A 17,505-nucleotide genomic window follows, 5' to 3' on the forward strand; every position below is an offset into this window, starting at 1 on the left:
ATGAGGGGGTGAGTAATAGAAACATTGAGTAATCTTGACAGTGCTGATATCCAAGCTTACTATAATACGCTTAAAAAATATTCGGACTACATTAATCGACAAGACTTATTCGCTAACCTATCAACCGCTCATCCAACTATTTGATTATTAATTATGATAAAAAATCACCGAATTGCCTTATTAATTAAACTATTAAGCAAATACCATCATCCAGTAAATAGCAAAGAAATCTGTGAACAGCTAAAGATAAAACCGAGAACATTACGTGAAGATATTACCCGCTCTCGCGAAGATCTCGAAAAATATGGTGTAGAGTTAATATCAAAACATGGCGTTGGTTATAGCCTTTCAATCTTAGATGAGGACAAATATTATTCGTTGATTAAATTATTATTAAAAAATGAGCAACGTCGCCACTTTGTCTTACCAATACAGACACCTGAACGGGTAAACTATTTGATCCGTACTTTCCTCTCAGCCGATGACTACTTAAAACTCGATGATATTGCTGACGAAATATATATTAGTCGCTCGACACTAAATAATTGCTTAAAACTAGTACGAGAAGAATTCAAAAATTATGAATTAGAATTAGTCAGTAAACCAGCCTATGGTATAAAAATCAGTGGGGATGAACTTAATTTACGCAGAGCGATCGCACGTTATTTTTTTTATGATGATAGCTATCAACAACTCATTTTAGATGATGAACGAGAAAATGAATCTCGTAATACTATTCGTAATATTTTAGTTGAAGTACTCTCAGAAAATAAAATTAAACTGACTGATTTAGGCTTTCAAAATCTGATTATTCATTTAGAAATTGCATTAATGAGAATATCAAAAACGCATTATAGTCCTAATATCTCTCAAGAATACCAAATGCTCGAAAAACGAGCTGAATATCCTATTGCGAAACAGTTGGCTTTATTAATTTCACAACATTTACAAATACAGTTACCCGAACTTGAAATCTACTTTATTACTATTCATTTAATGGGTAAACGTAGCTTTAATCATGATAATTCATTTGTTATTACGCCAGAAATAGAACAGCTCTTTAATAAAATTTTTCACCATATAGATGAGGTATTTGGCTTAAATCTACTTGATGATTTTGAGTTATATACACTACTGGCGCTACATTTTAGACCTATGCTAGATAGATTGACTTATAAATTAAATATCAGCAATCCTATGTTAGATCAGATCAAAGAAGAGAATATTAAAGCCTTTGAAATTGCCTTATTAGCGGGTCAAATTATTTATCAAGAAACCGGACTTGAAGTCAATGAAGCAGAAATTGGTTATATGGCAATTCATTTCGCTCTCGCCATTGAACGCCAAAATACACTACATCGCAAACAAAATGTAATTGTTGTTTGTGCAAGTGGTACCGGAAGTTCTCAGCTTCTGTTATATCGTATTAAGCAACGTTTCAGTGATTACCTTGATCAAATTCAAGTTGTTCAACTCTATGAACTTAAAAATTTTAATCAACGTGATTTTGACTTTATTATTTCAACCGTCGATATTCCATTTCAAACTGATATTCGTATTCTACGAGTACATTATTTTATGGATAACCAAGATGTTATTCAGATGGAACAATATTTTAATCGCAATCAACATGATAGTGATTTAATCGATAAATATTTTTTACCTGCTCTATTTTTTACAGATTTAAACAGTCAAGAACGTTACTCTCTCATTCAAGAAATGTGTGAACGTATAGCTGAACATCAAGAGTTAGAGAGCAATTTTACTCAATTAGTGATTGAACGAGAACAATTATCCTCTACTGAATTTGGCAATCAAATTGCTTTTCCTCATCCTATTCAACATTCAGGAAATCGAACCTTCGTCTCTGTTGCCGTGCTGGGAAAACCAGTCAAATGGGATAAACAAATGGTTCGTTATATTTTTATGCTTAATGTACGTCATGATGAACATGACTCATTACAGCTATTACATGAAAGTTTAACAGAGCTAATGTGTGATAATCAAAAGCTCAAACAGTTGGAACAAAATCAAACCTTTGACACATTAATCAAGCTACTCAAACAAACGGTTAATGAAGCTGAAAAAAATCTACAACTACATTCTTTCAAATAATGCCACATTAATAGTGGCATTTTCATCAATACAGCCAAATACAAATATCGCCTACAATAAATTTGGATAGGAGACACCACATATGAATATTTTATTGTGTTGTAGTACAGGTATGTCATCAAGTATTGTCGTGAAATCTTTACGAGAAGTCTCTCATTCAGAGTCTCTCGATTATCGTTTTTTAGCGGCAAGCGCAGGACAAATCGATATGTACATCGATAAAGTCGATATGGTTCTTCTTGCTCCTCAAAATATTACTGCTCTAGCTAGAATAAAACAACTCGGCGCAGAGCGAAATATTCCGGTTCTCATTATTGACCGAGAAGATTACGGCAATATTGATAGTAAAAAAATTTTACAATTAATTAGATTGTATACCGAAAAACAAGGAAATGATGAAATGGAAAATAAATCCACTAATTTTCTCGAAAAACATCTTATGCCGATTGCGGTAAAAGTTGGTAGCAATAAGCCATTAACCGTCATTCGTAATGCAATGTGTGCCTGTATGGCACTACTTATCATTGGTAGTATCTCTATACTATTATCTAATATCCCTTATGAACCTATCGCAGTTTTCCTCTCTCCTGCTGCACCATTTTTTAATACTATTTTTAACGGCACAACAGGAATCATGGGACTGCTAACAGCTGCAAGTATCGCCTATTATGGCGCACTAGAATATAAACAAGACATCTTTGTTAGTATCGCAACATCCGTCAGTATTTTTATCGTCACTCAGTATCAAATCGATATCAATGGTGAATATTTTCTTAATGTAGAAGGTCTTGGTACTGTTGGTTTAATCACCGCCATTTTGGTCGGCTTCATTACCCTGAAAACATTAGAATTCTTTAAAAAGAAAAATATCGGTATCAAAATGCCTAACGGTGTTCCTGAAGCAGTCAGTCAATCATTTACGTCATTACTGCCTGCGTTATTTCTTTTAATTATTTTTGGTATTTTAGTCGTGGTATTTCATTTTAATCTCAACGAAATAATTGCCACAATTTTATCACCAATTACTATTGCCTTAAATTCAGTTCCCGGTTATGCGATTTACCACATGCTGTGTGCCTTAGTCTTTTTCTGTGGTATCAATTCACAAGTTGTGATCGGTGTTGCATTACCATTCTTAATGCAAAATGGTGCATTAAATGAAAAGGCTTATCTTGCAGGTGATCAACTGATGTATGCTGCTACCAATGCCACAGATGCAATGATCTGGGCGGGAGGTACAGGAGCAACACTCGGCTTAGTTATTTTAATGTCATTAACAGCACGTAGTAAATATTTTAAAACCTTAGGAAGAATGTCCATTGGTCCTGGTATTTTTAATATCAATGAACCGATTATATTTGGAACACCGATCTGCTTTAATCCTCTTTTCATGGTGCCATTTATCTTAACACCAGGTATTTTAGCGGGATTAACTTTCTTTTTCATGCAATCAGGTATCATCGATATGCCGCATGTTGCTAATTTACCTTGGACTATACCGCCAGTTATTGTTGGATTTTTAATGACAGGGGGCAGTATTTCAACCACGATTTGGTCTTTCATGATAGTGATTATTTCAATGCTTATTTATTACCCATTCTTTCGTCTTGCAGATAAACAATTTTACCAAAAAGAACGACAAGAAGCTCAACAAGTACAAGGAGAAAATGCTTAATGGATCACTTAACTATTAAACCCTTTCCTAAAGATTTTCTATGGGGAGCTGCAACAGCAGCATATCAAGTTGAAGGGGCCTATCTTGAAGATGGTAAAGGTTTATCCGTACAAGATAGTAAAAATCATAGCACTCGTTTTCATGATACTTCTGTCACATCAGATCATTATCATCGTTTTGAAGAAGATGTAGCATTAATGAAAGAGCTAGGATTAACCTCCTACCGTCTATCAATCTCATGGACACGAATTTATCCTGATGGCAAAAATCTTAATCCACAGGGAATTGAATTTTATCGTAAGTTATTTGCTACCTTGCTTCGACATAATATTAAGCCCCTAGTAACGCTTTACCATTTTGATCATCCACAAGCATTACAAGATGCTTATCACGGTTGGTATGGCGAACAAATGATTGATGACTTTACCACTTTTGCTCGTACCTGTTTTAAGGAATTCGGTGATTATGTCGAATATTTCATGACGATTTGTGAATCTAATAATGTTGTTCTTTACCCTGACTTAATTGGTGGTGTACCCGCCGGCATTGAAACGGAACAATGGCGTTTTCAAGTCAGTCGAGTAATGGCACTAGCTAATGCTCAAGTGATTAAATGCTGTCGTGAAATCTTACCATCAGCAAAAATTGGTCCCTGTATCGGTTATGCTATTGCTTATCCAGCGACTTGTGATCCAAAAGACGTAATGGCCGCTTTAAATGAAGATGAATTTAGAACATTTTATCCACTCGATTTAATCTGTTTAGGACGCCAAAATCCAACTGTCGTAAATTATTTTGCAGAACGTGGACGCGATATTCGTTTAACCGCCGAAGAGTTAGAGTTAATTAAAACAGCACAACCTGATTTTATTGCCTTTAATTATTATCAAAGCGATGTTGCCAAATACTGTCCTGAAAATACTGTGGAAACCCAACCTGAATTTAATCTAGAAGGTAAAAAAGGTGGTTATGTTTATCCACAATTCCCCGGATTATATGCTGGTAGTAGTAACCCATATTTAGAAAGAAGCGATTGGGATTGGGAGATTGATCCGATTGGACTTCGACTCGCTTTTCGTAAACTCTATGATCGCTATCAATTACCACTGATGGTGACAGAAAACGGGCTAGGTGCCTATGACTATTTTGAAAATGGTCAAATTAAAGATGATTATCGCATCAATTATTTGCAACAACATATTATGCAAATGCAACTGTCTATCAGTGATGGAGTACAAGTACTGGGCTATTATCCATGGTCATTTATGGATTTAATGAGCACAAGTAATGGTTATAACAAGCGTTATGGTTTTGTGTATGTTGATCGTGATGATAATGACTTAAAAACTCTCAATCGTTATAAAAAAGAGAGTTTTTACTGGTATCAAAAAGTCGTTAAGAGTAATGGTCAATATCTTCAACAACCTAATAAACAAGAGTTAGCGTAACAAAAGGGGTTAATAACATGAAAAAAATATTACTAATGTGTTCAGCAGGAATGTCTACCAGCATTATGGTAAAAAAAATGAAGGAAGCCGCAGTAAGTCATAAAGAAGAGGTACAGATCAACGCAATTGCTGAACAAGCGCTTGAAGAACACATTGCTGGAACGGATATCATTTTATTAGGACCGCAAGTACGCTTTTTACAAGATAAAGTACAAGCAGAAGCGAAAAATGTTCCTGTTCGTGTGATTGATATGATGGATTACGGCACAATGAATGGCGCTAAAATTTTACAATTCGCTTTAGATGTTATTGATGGGAAAAAATAAAAATGGATATGGAACAAATATGCTTCGAATTAATTTGCTATGTGGGAGACGCGAGATCATCTTTTATTCAAGCCATTAATTGTGCCAAAAAGGGAGATTATGCACAGTCAGAGCAACTGATTGAAAATGGCTTAGCCAGTTTTAATCGAGGACATGCCGTACACGCAAAACTTGTCCAAGCAGAAGCGGAAGGAATGACGGATCATCTTTCACTGTTACTGATTCATGCAGAAGATCAACTTATGAGTGCTGAAACATTTAAAATTTTATGTACTGAATTTATCGCGCTTTATCAAAAAATAGATAGTAAATAAATATAAGTTATTGCTGTTTAAATAAAAAGGAGTAAACATGAAAAAAGTATTAGCAAAATCGTTACTATTTTTAAGTATTTTTTCATTTTCATTACAAGCAATGTGCCAAGAAGTAAATATCTATTTCATACGCCATGGTAAGACTATGTTTAATACTACGGGTCAAGTACAGGGTTGGAGTGACACACCATTAACAGAAAAAGGGATACACCAAGCTAAACAAGCCGGGAAAGGGTTAGAAAATGTTGAGTTTATCGGCGCTTACTCAAGTGATATGGGGCGGGCTAGAGCAACCGCAAAACTTATTTTAGCAGAAAATAAACATCAACCAACACCTGTACTTATCGATATGATGGAACTAAGAGAATGGGGATATGGTGGATATGAAGGTCGTGATGATGCCGAACTTTGGACACCATTATTTGAAGAAAAAAACATTGAATTTAAAAAAGATTGGTCAACATGGGAAGACTTAACCAAAGCCATGACAGATGAGGAGATGGCTAATGCTATCGCTGCTAATGATAAAACAGGAACAGCGGAAAATTACCATGCAATTGTTGAACGCTTAAAGATGGGTGTGTTAGATATTATCACACAAACAGAAGCACAAGGTGGTGGTAACGTTTTAGCAGTTTCCCATGGTAGTGCTATTCCCACGATTCTTACAATATTTACACCCGATGAATACCATGGTGAAAGTATCGACAATGTCAGTTTGACCATTTTAAATTATAAAGATGGTAAATTTACCTTAAAAACAATTGGTGATACCAAATATTTACAAAACAAATAAAATCTTCAGGTACAAGATAATATTAAATAACATTAAAAGGTTATGATATTCTGCAATAAATTCTTAATGTTATTTCTACACTATCAATCATTACAATTCATAGTATATTGGTGAGAAACTAACTCATCGTTGAATAGAAATTTCTCAATTTAAAAAAGAACCTTACAAGGAGAACATAATGAAAATCATCACGGTTAACAATATGGTAGAATTGAGTCAAAGGCTAGCAGCTGAATTTCTTTATGATATCAGTAAACCTAACTCAGTAATTGGCTTACCCGGTGGTTCTACACCAATTGGCATGTATCAGCTCATCACGGCTATTGTTAAAAATAACCCTGCATATAAAACGGTCACTTATTGTAATCTGGATGAAGTAATTTCTAAAGATGGTCGAATTAAAATGATTAATGAATTTTTAAATCAACAATTTTATGAGCCAAACAATATTCCATCAGCACAACGATACGATTTAAATCTAGATAATATCGCTGAATTCGAATCATTTTTGACTGAACAAGGTGGATTAGATGCGATCTATTTAGGCGTAGGTATAGATGGCCACATTGCTGGGATTACACCAGGTACACCATTTGAACAAATTACATCAATTCAAGCAATGACACCGCATTTTAAAGACCTAGTACAAGCGGGCTTAGGTGGACTAACCAATATCCCAGATAAGCTTGTTACTGCCGGCCCCAAAACGCTTATGAAAGCAAAAAAAATAACAGTTATGTTATCTGGAGCCTCTAAAGCCGATATTGTTAGACAAGCATTCTTTGGCAAAGTGACAGAGGCTGTACCTGCCTCAATACTTCAGTTACACCCTAATGTAACTCTATTACTTGATAATGCAGCAGCTGGGAAATAATCTAACCTTATTTTATTGGAGACAAACCTTAAAAATTAGCCTCCAATAAATACTAAAGAATCATCAAAAAATTAAAAAAGTAATTAAAATCATAATCTTACCACCAACAATTCAACAACTCATACTAAAACAAAAAGCTATTTGTTTTCAATGTGGGATTTTAACCATTGCCTTCCATCAAAAATAACGTTATCTAGTACTCTTTTACCCGATTTATTAGTAAAAAAATGGTCTAATTCAGGATAGATGATCCGTGTAATATTGGTTTTATTATTCTCATTTAAGCGTTGATAAAGTTTATCGCTTTCAATAGGTGACGTATTACTGTCTCTACCACAATCAATCAACAATATCGGTTGTGTAATTTGACTAAGAGAATCATAACGCGAAAGAGATAAAATAGACTTAAACCACTTAAAACCAAGTTCATTATCTTCATTCATGATAATCGGATCTTTTGCAGTTAATATCTCTTTAATAAATGCCTCAAAAGCATCTTGTTGTTCTGTCAACTCTTCAGGTGGAACTGTCTGAAGCAAGTTATAACGCATATCATCCAACAAATAATCAGCACCACCGACTAACGAGATAAGCATTGTCACTTCTGAACTTTTAGCAGTGAACATCTCACCCACTAAAGCCCCGTCACTACGCACATCTTCTTTTGAGTAGGGCAATATATTCGTTATCCCATACTTTTCGACAGTCAACACATCAGCATCGGGAAACATCTTAGGTAAATCGGTATTCAACGAAATATTATTGTCAACACTATTGCAATCCGAACCTTGCAATAAAATCAATAGTGAGTCTTGAGATACTGTATTAGAATGCTTAAGATAAAAATGAATAGATGAACCATCATTACGCGGTAACTCAAATTGTTCTGCCATAATGACGTATGGAACAAACAATAATAATACTCCAGTACAAAGATAATAAAATTTATTTAATGTTGTTTCAATCATATCCCTATTCCTATATTTATTAAATTAATTTTATAGCAGTGTTTTCTCATCTTTTATAAAAGTTTAAGCTCATTGGTCGAGACCCAAACTTTTCTATTTACGGTGATACTGTTTTGAATGTTGGTTATTATGGCATTATTAATAAAATAAACTGGTTTTACAAACCATTTACTAAAATAGGAAAATACCTATTCCAACTATCTCCACCCGCTCGATAATTAAAGTCAATAGATAGAGACGTTTTAAAAAAAGTAATGGCCTAAATTTAGTTTATTTTACTGACTAAATTTAGAAAATAACTCACTAAAAACTAACTAAAATTGTCTCCAATTTTAGTTAAGTGTTACATTTTTCTCTTCAGGCTAAATTGATTGCCATTACCTTTTCTTTTTCCATTTATCATAACAATGACTTTATAAAAGTGGGACTAATTAATGTAGCTTATCCAGAATACCGAAAACGATATTTTAAATAATAATTAATAGAGATCTTAGTGAAATAACATATCATGAACTATATCATCTTTTTTAAGTGAAATTGGATAAAAAGTTGGCCAGTTTTCTACTTCGCTTAATAGTACCTCTTGCGAGTCATTTCCCATATAAATATGAAAATGTGACGAAGATGTCGGTTCTATAATATGATCACTAAATTGCACATATTTTGGAGCTTGACTATTTTTATCTGTACACTCAAATAAATACCTTACCCCTTTTTTACCTGAAACATAAGTTAAAATCTTATATCCTGCATATTTGTACTCGCATTGGTTTGCATTATCTTTTGTAAAAAAGGCTATTGAATTACCATCGATTGAGATAATTTCAAGATCTGTTTTATAACCTTTTTGATAGTAATCTTGATAGTATTCAATAGATTTATTATTTTTTTCAGCCTTATCTTTTAAGACAGATTCTAAATCACCATTTTTTAAATAGTGATAAATAGATTGCCAATTACCTTGCCAATCAGACAAAGAACGGTCTTTAACATCTTTATCATCAAAAATACCTGTAGCAGCTAACTTAGCTTGTTCTGATTGTTCATGCTGATGACCATGATTATGTGAATCCGCAAAAGCGCTATTAACTAAACAGTAACCTAAAAGACAAGATGCTAATGGTAATACTTTTAAAATCATAAAACTCTCTCCTTAATATATTTTATTGTTATGTTATAACGTAACAATTATTACATAAGAAAAGAGATTTTAAAATCATTATTTGGTAGATTTATCAATTAGGTAGTAAAACCTAGTCTTTCATGACTAGTATGTAAAGGCTCATATCAGTTCACACCGAAAGGTACTTCATTTTACAGTGGAAAGTACGAACAGGCTGTTGGTGTTCTAAATCAAAATCAAGTAGTAATGTTTTTAATCCCGAATACGTACTAAATGCAGCGACATTAACAACGGTGGTCGATTTAGTTGATCCGACTTTAGTATCGGCGATCGTAATCACTTTTGCTGAGTTTTCATGAGATTAACTCTTAATTAATAAAATAAACATTCATATATTTTATTAATTCGGTTAATAAATGGTGGCCTCTACTGGACTTGAACCAGTGACCAATTGATTATGAGTCGATTGCTTATAAAAATAGCATTGAAAATTGCAATAAAATAGGTGGGACTGGTATTGCTTGATTAATAATAAACTAATAAAACTTTGTGTCAACTTTTGAAATTAACTTTTTACGGTTCTTTTTTTTCAAATATTTTACTATTGATAAATAACAGCAGTGAAGTTCAAAAAGATGGTTAGCATGCAAAAGGATGCGGTACATCCTCTTGCTGGTCACTATCTTCTGTCATAACTAACGACACCACCGTGACCAAGAAAACAAACTACCGCTGAATTAATTATAGATGATAGCCCAGAAGTATTGTTTCTATCGATACACTAGTACCATAATTGTAGTAAGTACCGTCTTTTTTAGTTAAGTACACTTGACCTTTTTGATTCATCTCATCACCTGTAAAATGAATATTATACTGCTTAATTTCTCTTAATGCGGGATGGCTTGCCCACGCTGGCATATCATATAAATTATACGTGAAATCCACGACCGTTTCCGTGGTTTTTCCTCCATATAAATCCGTTTCTCGGTCATACATATTGGTCACTTCTAAAATTTCTCGGCGACCAAAGCAGAATTGAACATCATTTAAATTTTTAATATCTACAAATCCTGCTGTTCTATTTGTTTTATAGTAACGCTTACCTTCCTCCGTTAAGCTATATAAGGGATATATTTTTCCATCTTTTCCCTCAGACAATGTTGAGGTCAGTAATCCAGCCTCTTCAAATGCAGGGAGACGCTCATTATTTAATCTATTTGTGTAAAAATCATTATCATCCTGCGTACCTCCATATGTAACGGGCTCTGCTAAATAGGGAAATCCCGTTATCCGCCCAACATACAAACAATACGCATCCAGTCCTTGATAGCCCTTGACTAAACGCTCTTTCATTCCTTTATAGTCCTGGCAACTGCTCAATAACAACAGTAATGGTAATAATAGCGCATATTTTAAATCACTTAATTTCATCTTATTAATCCTTTTGGTAGTGGTACTCTTGCACTAGGGGTGTTAAGTCAGTGATACTGGTATTGCCATCTTGGTCTGTGACCGTTTTGCTTTTACCCGTTTGCCAGTACTTCACTTTCAGGTAAATTTCATGGTCACCATAGAGTTCGGCCACTTTGTAGGTGATTTTATGACTGGTGGTCTTTTGTCATACGGGTAATACCACTTTTACCAAGTAACCAAACTACCACTGAATCAATTAAAGATAGTAACCTATCAAGTTAGGCTCCATTACGGTACCGCTGCTATAATTATAATAATTGCCATCTTTTTTAGTTAAATAAACTTGCCCTTTTTTATTTTGCTGGTTACCTGTAAAATGAATATTATACTGCTTAATTTCCCTTAATGCCGGATGACTTGCCCACGCTGGCATATCATATAAATTATAGGTGAAGTCCACGACCGTTTCAGTCGTTTTACCGCCATATAAGTCCGTTTCTCGGTCGTACATATTGGTCACTTCCACTATCTCTCGGCGACCAAAGCAGAATTGTGCATCTTTTAAATCATCTCGATGATTAACTAAAGCTGCTTTTGATTGTTTATAATACCGTTTTCCCTCTTCAGTTAAACTGTAAAGCGGATAAGATTGACCATCTTTACCTTTCGCAAGAACTGAGCTTAATAAACCCACTTTTTCAAAGGCTGGTAATAATTCATCAAGTATTTCTTTATCTGAAATATTTTTACTCTCTTTGCTCCAAAGATTGACGGGTTCAGCTAAATAAGGAAATCCCGTTATCCGCCCAACATACAAACAATACGCATCCAGCCCTTGATATCCCTTTACTAAACGTTCTTTCATCCCTTTATAGTCTTGGCAACTACTCAATAACAACAGTAACGGTAATAATAGGGCATATTTTAAATCAGTGAATTTCATCTTATTAGTCCTTTTGGTAGTGATACTCTTGCACCAGTGGCGTTAAATCGGTCATACAAGTATTGCCATCTTGGCCTTTAAACTCTTTAGTTTTGCCCGTTTGCCAGTACTTCACTTTCAGGTAAATATCATGGTCACCATAGAGTTCGGCCACTTTGTAGGTGATTTTATGGCTAGAGGTCTTTTGTAATACCGGTAATGAATTACCCTTATCATCATTCGCTAAAATCATTAATCCCGTATTAGTATGAGAGCTTGACTTTGCTTCGACCGTTACATCACGCATGAGCGTGATGTTCAGCGAGATAGCGGAGATGCAAGAGGATGCGGTACATCCGCTTGTCGGTCACTATCTTCTATTGCAATAAATAACACCACAGTGACAAAGAGACCGAACTACCGCTGAATTAATTATAGATAGTAGCCCAGAGGTATGGTTTCTATTGAACGACTAGTGCCATAATTGTAATAAGTACCATCTTTTTTAGTAAAATAAGCCTGGCCTTTTAAATTATTTAAATCACCGGTAAAATCTTCATTATATTGCTTGATCCCCTTAATAGCTGGATGATTAACCCAAGCCGGAACATCATTAAGGTTATACGTAAATTTAACTACTGTTTCCGTGGTTTTGCCACCGTAAAAATCCGTTTCTCGGTCATACATATTGGTCACTTCCAAAATTTCTCGGCGACCAAAGCAGAATTGGACATCTTTTAAATTTTTAATATCTACAAATCCTGCTGTTCTATTCGTTTTATAGTAACGCTTACCTTCCTCCGTTAAGCTATATAAGGGATATATTTTTCCATCTTTTCCCTCAGACAATGTTGAGATCAGTAATCCAGCCTCTTCAAATGCAGGGAGACGCTCGTTATTTAATCTATTTGTGTAAAAATCATTATCTTCCTGCGTACTTCCATATGTAACGGGTTCAGCTAAATAAGGAAATCCCGTTATCCGCCCAACGTACAAACAATAAGCATCTAACCCTTGATAACCGTTAACTAAACGCTGTTTCATTCCTTTATAATCTTGGCAACTACTCAATAACAGCAGTAACGGCAATAATAGGGCATATTTTAAGTCAGTAAATTTCATCTTATTAATCCTTTTGGTAGTGGTACTCTTGCACTAGTGGCGTTAAGTCAGTCATAGAGGTATTGCCATCTTGGTCTTTAACCGCTTTGGTTTTACCTGTTTGCCAGTACTTCACTTTCAGGTAAATTTCATGGTCACCATAGAGTTCAGCCACTTTGTAGGTGATTTTATGGCTAGTGGTCTTTTGTAATACCGGCAATGGATTCCCCTTATCATCAGTCGCTAAAACCATTAACCCCGTGACCGTATCTTTTTTCGGAATTTCAATTGCCTGATAAAATTCCTCTTTAGTTACCCCCTCGGTATTACCTGTGCTTTCAACATTGGTTATGGGCGCTTTATTCTCCCCACGCAATGCCACGGTACTTAATTCACCGAATGTCTTTTTGATATTAGGGTAATCATTTCCATTCGTTATATTCAATATCATCGTTTGATTGTTTTTGCTCAGATGTAAAACCCCCTCAAGTTTACTAATTTGAGGGTCATAATTCGGTAAGGTCATCTGCACATAGAGACCTTTCATCCTTGACCATATATTAACCTGCCAACGGCTTTTAATTAACATTAATTCGCTACTTTGATTTTTGTTACTATTATAGTCATCTATCCATTTCGCCTGCTCTCTTATCTCTTTCACGTCTGAAACTAACAGTTCACATCTTTCACTCACAAAGGCTTCCCACTGCAATGCTAGGTATTGTTTTTGATTTTCATCAGTCGTTTGTTGCATCTTTGTCAAAAACTGTTGATACGCTTGCTCTAACTCCGTGGTAGTTTGTTGAATATAGTCCATTCGATTAACATAGGCCATCTCCGGTTTTTCACCAAACTCAATATTACAATGTAGCCCCTGCACGGCCGCTAAATAATCATTGGTGGCAATGCCCGTACCTAATAAGGTGGGTGGGTATGCTGGCCACTTTTTATTTTTATAGGCCTGGCCAAATAGCGTTCGATTCGCCCAATACTCAATCGGCACCCAATCTAAACTCTTATCGCGGAAGATGTAGGCTAAAATCATAAATATCACCGATAACACAGCTAAGCCTACCGCCCAAGGCCCTGCTATTGCGATAAGGTTAAACAGTTGTAACATACCTATGACGGCAATAACAACTTGCGCACCACCACAAATCCTCAGTACCCAACCTGCGCCTGATTCGCCCTCCTTAACTAAACTTGAACCCGATGACATGGTATCAAAACCATCAATAATCGCCATGATCCCTAAAATCCCGCCACCAAGCTTGGCTAACGCTAAACCGGCATTAGCGCCGCCGCCTTTTAGGATTTTATTCACCCATCTCATTACTTGACGGTTGTTACGCAAATAGGCCGCTAACTTCGCGCCTTTGAGTGCGGCTTGACTGGTTGCACTGACCACAACTAACGTTTGCGAGGTTATTGTTAAATACCCCTTTCTAATCTCACTGTATAAATTGTCTTTATATTTTTGACCGTACTGTGCATCACCGGCTTTTGCCAGCTTCTCTAAATTGTCATCTAAACTCATCTTCGATAGCATTAACGAGATACTATTTAACAGTGCTGACATGCCTGACTCGACCGTATCGTTCATTTTGCCAAACTCTCGATACTCATCAAGATAAGCTTTATCAATACCCGCTAGAGAATTGAAACCTAACTCGCCCTGTTTCAGTTTTAGCTCGTTCCCCTGCCACTTTAATTCACTGGCAACGGAATTGGACATGTCAAAAATATCAAAGGTAAACTCCTCTGCACTTTTTTCACTCAACTCGTAACTGCCATCACCGACCTTGCGCTGCTCCGTTATCGAGGTGAGTAGGGTTAACGAATTATTATCATGGTTTTCTAAAAACACACGCGGCCTAATTGACCAATGACGAATAAAGGTACTGGCTTGGCTCATCGGCACTTTTACTTGACCGAACTGGGCATAGGTTTTATTAAACACCATTAAACTTTCACAAAGGAGCGTTTTAAATGCCTTTTCATCCATATTGCCGGCGGCATCCGTTGGCCATGCGGGTAGGGTCATCCCTTGCTCACTGATCACCTGATTGGTGTTTTTTCGGTTGGTTTGATCGCGTTTTTGTGCAACGCCCGCTATCGCCTGCTTGATCAAGATGCAGTATAATTCACTAATGATACGGCCCTTTTTCTCACAAAACAGTTTATCAAGGCGTGGTGCAAACGCTTTGAGTACATAGGCTATCGCGTTATCTAACGTTTTTTCGTCCTTTGATAACGATGGGGTGTTATCTTGCGCTAAACGCGCCTTTACCAACAAAGACCATAAGCTATGTTCACTGTCAGTATTAAAGAGTTGATAAAACAGGCTAGACTGATCGCTTAATAACACATCCCATACCCCATACTGCTCCGTCAACGGGACGCCACCGACCACATTAAAATCAATCATGCCGATAAAATCTTGCAAATAACCTAAATGGTTGTTTGAACCATTTTGATCACTCTCAATCTGCCAAAAGGGAATTTGATTAAAGGTGGTTAAATTCGATAAATAGGGAGAGCCTTGCTTATTCGCACCAAATAACCAGCCTAGATAGTTAAAATAGTCGGTTGAATAGTGTTGAATCGTATTGGCAATACCGGTAAAGTGAAGATTATCTTGTTGAATAAATTCCTTCACTTTGCCTTCGTCGATATGATCTTTTAGTTTATCCAGCTCTTTTTTGAGCGCAATTTGACCCTCTTGTGACATCTCGGTTTTGGATTTAAAGATCCGCACATCAAAATACGTGTTATATTTATTATACGGCTTCGCCCTTTCAGCATCACGTATTCTTAAGTTATCTTCTTTACTAATCGTAATTTCGGTGTATAAATCAGGCCTTGCTAAATAGCGTGCGCTATCATCAAATTGATAAGAATAGCCATTAGAAGCCGGCTCGGAGTAGCTAAAAACCCGATGATAGTGATACTCTTCCTGATTTTCAAAGTAAGCGGTTAACTGCGCCTTATAGTTTTCAATCATCTCAACCAATTTGCGCAAATGAAATGATTTTTCAGCGAAGTAATCTTGATTATCTTGATAAGGTTGTAGATAGTGCGACGATGTTTCACGATGTAAATCGTAGAAATAGGTTAATTTCTTTAATTGTACTTCAGGCTTGTCGACTGAGGGTTCATCAAGCGTCGTATCGGGTAAGACTTCATCTTTATTACCATAGAGTTGTTTCGCCTCTTCTGGGTAGTTATCATAATAGTTATAAATCGCCTGCTTAATTAATTTATCCAAACGGTCGAGATCTTGTTGACCATCGATACGCTCCTTAAAGATTTCTGCCGTTTTTTGATTAAAATCTTCAGCGCTTTTCTCCATAATATTCATGATAGGATCAACATATAATCGGCGCTGTAAACTCAACTCTTCCGCGATAGCAAAAGGGTCATCAATCACCACCGTACTGATTTCAACCCTATTTTTATGCGCTAATTCGGCGGCATGATGAAACAGTTTAGACACTAAATCAGTGGTGCTACTATAAAGTAACGTTGAACGTAACGCGTTACCTTTAAAACTATTAAATTTGTGTGCGGTGGCAACACTGTCATTCACGTATTGCCGAGTACTAAGTGCCTCTTTAATGGTCTGCTCGCCATCAATATAGATCATATATTGAGACTCTAATTCAAGTTCCATTAATTTGGGACGAGCAAGACTCGCTTGACTCATACCATGTGGCTTCGGATCGAAATCGTTAAATGGAAAACAGCGAGAGGGTGGCGGCGTCATTTTTAATACGCTCGGTATTGATACCGCACCTAACGCGTCTGGTGAGGGCGCAGGTCCACCAAACTCGCCTAAATTAATCACACTAAAACGCTGCAATTGAGACATATCCGCGTTATTCGCTGCCAAGCGATATTTATCAAGGGCACCTTGTGACCACGCTCGACGAGAGTAACCAATATAGCCAATCCCGGAGTAACGTGAGCGATCAATATTAATAAATACCCCTGGAATGTGGTCATATTTGTCATGACATTTTTTAGGTATTTCGTGAATATTGTGTTCAACCATATCCTCAATAGATTTATGTCGAAACACCCCCGATGGGGTGACTTCATAAGCCAAATAACGATACGTTTTATCTTGCTCTTGCAGTAGGATATAAACGTAGCCAGTACGAAGTGTGCGATAAGCATATTCATAGGCATCGGATAACGGTTTTTCGTTACTGCCTAAATTGATGATGTTTTGCGACCAATTAACCCCTCGATAACCTTTTGGAATAATGGCCTTTCGGACTAAAAACAGTGGGAAGCCCATTCGTTGACAAACGCCACAGCCACCATTCGCTAAAGATGAACTTTTTTCTGCTTCATTGTATAAAATTTGGTTATCAAACTGATCATCGGTATTATGATCATGTTGTTTTGTATTCACCATGCGTGAC

15 protein-coding genes are annotated in these 17,505 nt (G+C 36.1%); 7 read left to right on the forward strand and 8 right to left on the reverse strand.

What is annotated here, in order from left to right; genetic code table 11:
• Window positions 1-153 precede the first annotated feature (153 nt).
• From RHO11_04665 to RHO11_04695, 7 genes are all read left to right on the forward strand, one after another.
• Window positions 154-2,115 (forward strand): BglG family transcription antiterminator, encoded by a 1,962-nt coding sequence (locus tag RHO11_04665; protein WVD62419.1) that lies wholly within the window; start codon window positions 154-156, stop codon window positions 2,113-2,115.
• An 82-nt stretch (window positions 2,116-2,197) separates the two neighbouring features.
• On the forward strand, window positions 2,198-3,790 hold the full coding sequence (locus RHO11_04670; protein WVD62420.1) for a PTS transporter subunit EIIC: 1,593 nt from the start codon (window positions 2,198-2,200) through the stop codon (window positions 3,788-3,790).
• Window positions 3,790-5,238 carry a glycoside hydrolase family 1 protein gene (locus tag RHO11_04675; GenBank protein ID WVD62421.1) on the forward strand — a complete coding sequence of 483 codons (1,449 nt, stop codon included), beginning with the start codon at window positions 3,790-3,792 and terminating at the stop codon, window positions 5,236-5,238. The genes RHO11_04670 and RHO11_04675 overlap by 1 nt, the downstream gene beginning before the upstream one ends.
• Before the next feature lie 17 nt (window positions 5,239-5,255).
• Window positions 5,256-5,564 carry a PTS sugar transporter subunit IIB gene (locus RHO11_04680; protein WVD62422.1) on the forward strand — a complete coding sequence of 103 codons (309 nt, stop codon included), beginning with the start codon at window positions 5,256-5,258 and terminating at the stop codon, window positions 5,562-5,564.
• Between the two features lie 8 nt (window positions 5,565-5,572).
• Window positions 5,573-5,878 carry a PTS lactose/cellobiose transporter subunit IIA gene (locus RHO11_04685; protein ID WVD62423.1) on the forward strand — a complete coding sequence of 102 codons (306 nt, stop codon included), beginning with the start codon at window positions 5,573-5,575 and terminating at the stop codon, window positions 5,876-5,878.
• Between the two features lie 37 nt (window positions 5,879-5,915).
• Entirely contained in the window at window positions 5,916-6,674 is a 759-nt protein-coding gene (locus RHO11_04690; protein ID WVD62424.1) for a histidine phosphatase family protein, read from the forward strand.
• A gap of 178 nt (window positions 6,675-6,852) precedes the next feature.
• On the forward strand, window positions 6,853-7,548 hold the full coding sequence (locus RHO11_04695) for a 6-phosphogluconolactonase (GenBank protein ID WVD62425.1): 696 nt from the start codon (window positions 6,853-6,855) through the stop codon (window positions 7,546-7,548).
• 137 nt (window positions 7,549-7,685) lie between these two features.
• Here RHO11_04695 and RHO11_04700 read toward each other — a convergent pair whose 3' ends face one another.
• The 8 genes from RHO11_04700 to RHO11_04735 form a co-directional block, all read right to left on the reverse strand.
• A complete protein-coding gene (locus RHO11_04700; GenBank protein WVD62426.1) occupies window positions 7,686-8,516 on the reverse strand; it encodes a hypothetical protein in 831 nt (276 codons plus the stop codon).
• Window positions 8,517-9,006: 490 nt separating this feature from the next.
• Complete coding sequence (gene zinT / locus RHO11_04705; protein WVD62427.1) at window positions 9,007-9,657, reverse strand: metal-binding protein ZinT; 651 nt, start codon at window positions 9,655-9,657, stop codon at window positions 9,007-9,009.
• Window positions 9,658-9,808: 151 nt separating this feature from the next.
• Window positions 9,809-9,979, reverse strand: a complete 171-nt coding sequence (locus tag RHO11_04710) for an AAA family ATPase (protein WVD62428.1) — start codon at window positions 9,977-9,979, stop codon at window positions 9,809-9,811.
• A 401-nt stretch (window positions 9,980-10,380) separates the two neighbouring features.
• Window positions 10,381-11,070 (reverse strand): hypothetical protein, encoded by a 690-nt coding sequence (locus RHO11_04715; GenBank protein ID WVD62429.1) that lies wholly within the window; start codon window positions 11,068-11,070, stop codon window positions 10,381-10,383.
• A 238-nt stretch (window positions 11,071-11,308) separates the two neighbouring features.
• A complete protein-coding gene (locus RHO11_04720; GenBank protein WVD62430.1) occupies window positions 11,309-11,995 on the reverse strand; it encodes a hypothetical protein in 687 nt (228 codons plus the stop codon).
• A 4-nt stretch (window positions 11,996-11,999) separates the two neighbouring features.
• Complete coding sequence (locus tag RHO11_04725; protein ID WVD62431.1) at window positions 12,000-12,281, reverse strand: hypothetical protein; 282 nt, start codon at window positions 12,279-12,281, stop codon at window positions 12,000-12,002.
• 125 nt (window positions 12,282-12,406) lie between these two features.
• Window positions 12,407-13,096, reverse strand: a complete 690-nt coding sequence (locus RHO11_04730; GenBank protein ID WVD62432.1) for a hypothetical protein — start codon at window positions 13,094-13,096, stop codon at window positions 12,407-12,409.
• A 4-nt stretch (window positions 13,097-13,100) separates the two neighbouring features.
• A complete protein-coding gene (locus RHO11_04735; GenBank protein ID WVD62433.1) occupies window positions 13,101-17,498 on the reverse strand; it encodes a hypothetical protein in 4,398 nt (1,465 codons plus the stop codon).
• Between the last annotated feature and the right edge of the window lie 7 nt (window positions 17,499-17,505).

It is taken from the genome of Orbaceae bacterium BiB (genome assembly GCA_036251205.1).
GTDB lineage: Bacteria > Pseudomonadota > Gammaproteobacteria > Enterobacterales > Orbaceae > Orbus > Orbus mooreae.

What these genes read in the sequence shown, in the direction of transcription:
- RHO11_04665 (WVD62419.1), top strand. Translation starts at nt 154, where the DNA reads ATGATAAAAAATCACCGAATTGCCTTATTAATTAAACTATTAAGCAAA.
- RHO11_04670 (WVD62420.1), top strand. Translation starts at nt 2,198, where the DNA reads ATGAATATTTTATTGTGTTGTAGTACAGGTATGTCATCAAGTATTGTC.
- RHO11_04675 (WVD62421.1), top strand. Translation starts at nt 3,790, where the DNA reads ATGGATCACTTAACTATTAAACCCTTTCCTAAAGATTTTCTATGGGGA.
- RHO11_04680 (WVD62422.1), top strand. Translation starts at nt 5,256, where the DNA reads ATGAAAAAAATATTACTAATGTGTTCAGCAGGAATGTCTACCAGCATT.
- RHO11_04685 (WVD62423.1), top strand. Translation starts at nt 5,573, where the DNA reads ATGGAACAAATATGCTTCGAATTAATTTGCTATGTGGGAGACGCGAGA.
- RHO11_04690 (WVD62424.1), top strand. Translation starts at nt 5,916, where the DNA reads ATGAAAAAAGTATTAGCAAAATCGTTACTATTTTTAAGTATTTTTTCA.
- RHO11_04695 (WVD62425.1), top strand. Translation starts at nt 6,853, where the DNA reads ATGAAAATCATCACGGTTAACAATATGGTAGAATTGAGTCAAAGGCTA.
- RHO11_04700 (WVD62426.1), bottom strand. Translation starts at nt 8,516, where the DNA reads ATGATTGAAACAACATTAAATAAATTTTATTATCTTTGTACTGGAGTA.
- zinT (WVD62427.1), bottom strand. Translation starts at nt 9,657, where the DNA reads ATGATTTTAAAAGTATTACCATTAGCATCTTGTCTTTTAGGTTACTGT.
- RHO11_04715 (WVD62429.1), bottom strand. Translation starts at nt 11,070, where the DNA reads ATGAAATTAAGTGATTTAAAATATGCGCTATTATTACCATTACTGTTG.
- RHO11_04720 (WVD62430.1), bottom strand. Translation starts at nt 11,995, where the DNA reads ATGAAATTCACTGATTTAAAATATGCCCTATTATTACCGTTACTGTTG.
- RHO11_04725 (WVD62431.1), bottom strand. Translation starts at nt 12,281, where the DNA reads ATGCGTGATGTAACGGTCGAAGCAAAGTCAAGCTCTCATACTAATACG.
- RHO11_04730 (WVD62432.1), bottom strand. Translation starts at nt 13,096, where the DNA reads ATGAAATTTACTGACTTAAAATATGCCCTATTATTGCCGTTACTGCTG.
- RHO11_04735 (WVD62433.1), bottom strand. Translation starts at nt 17,498, where the DNA reads ATGGTGAATACAAAACAACATGATCATAATACCGATGATCAGTTTGAT.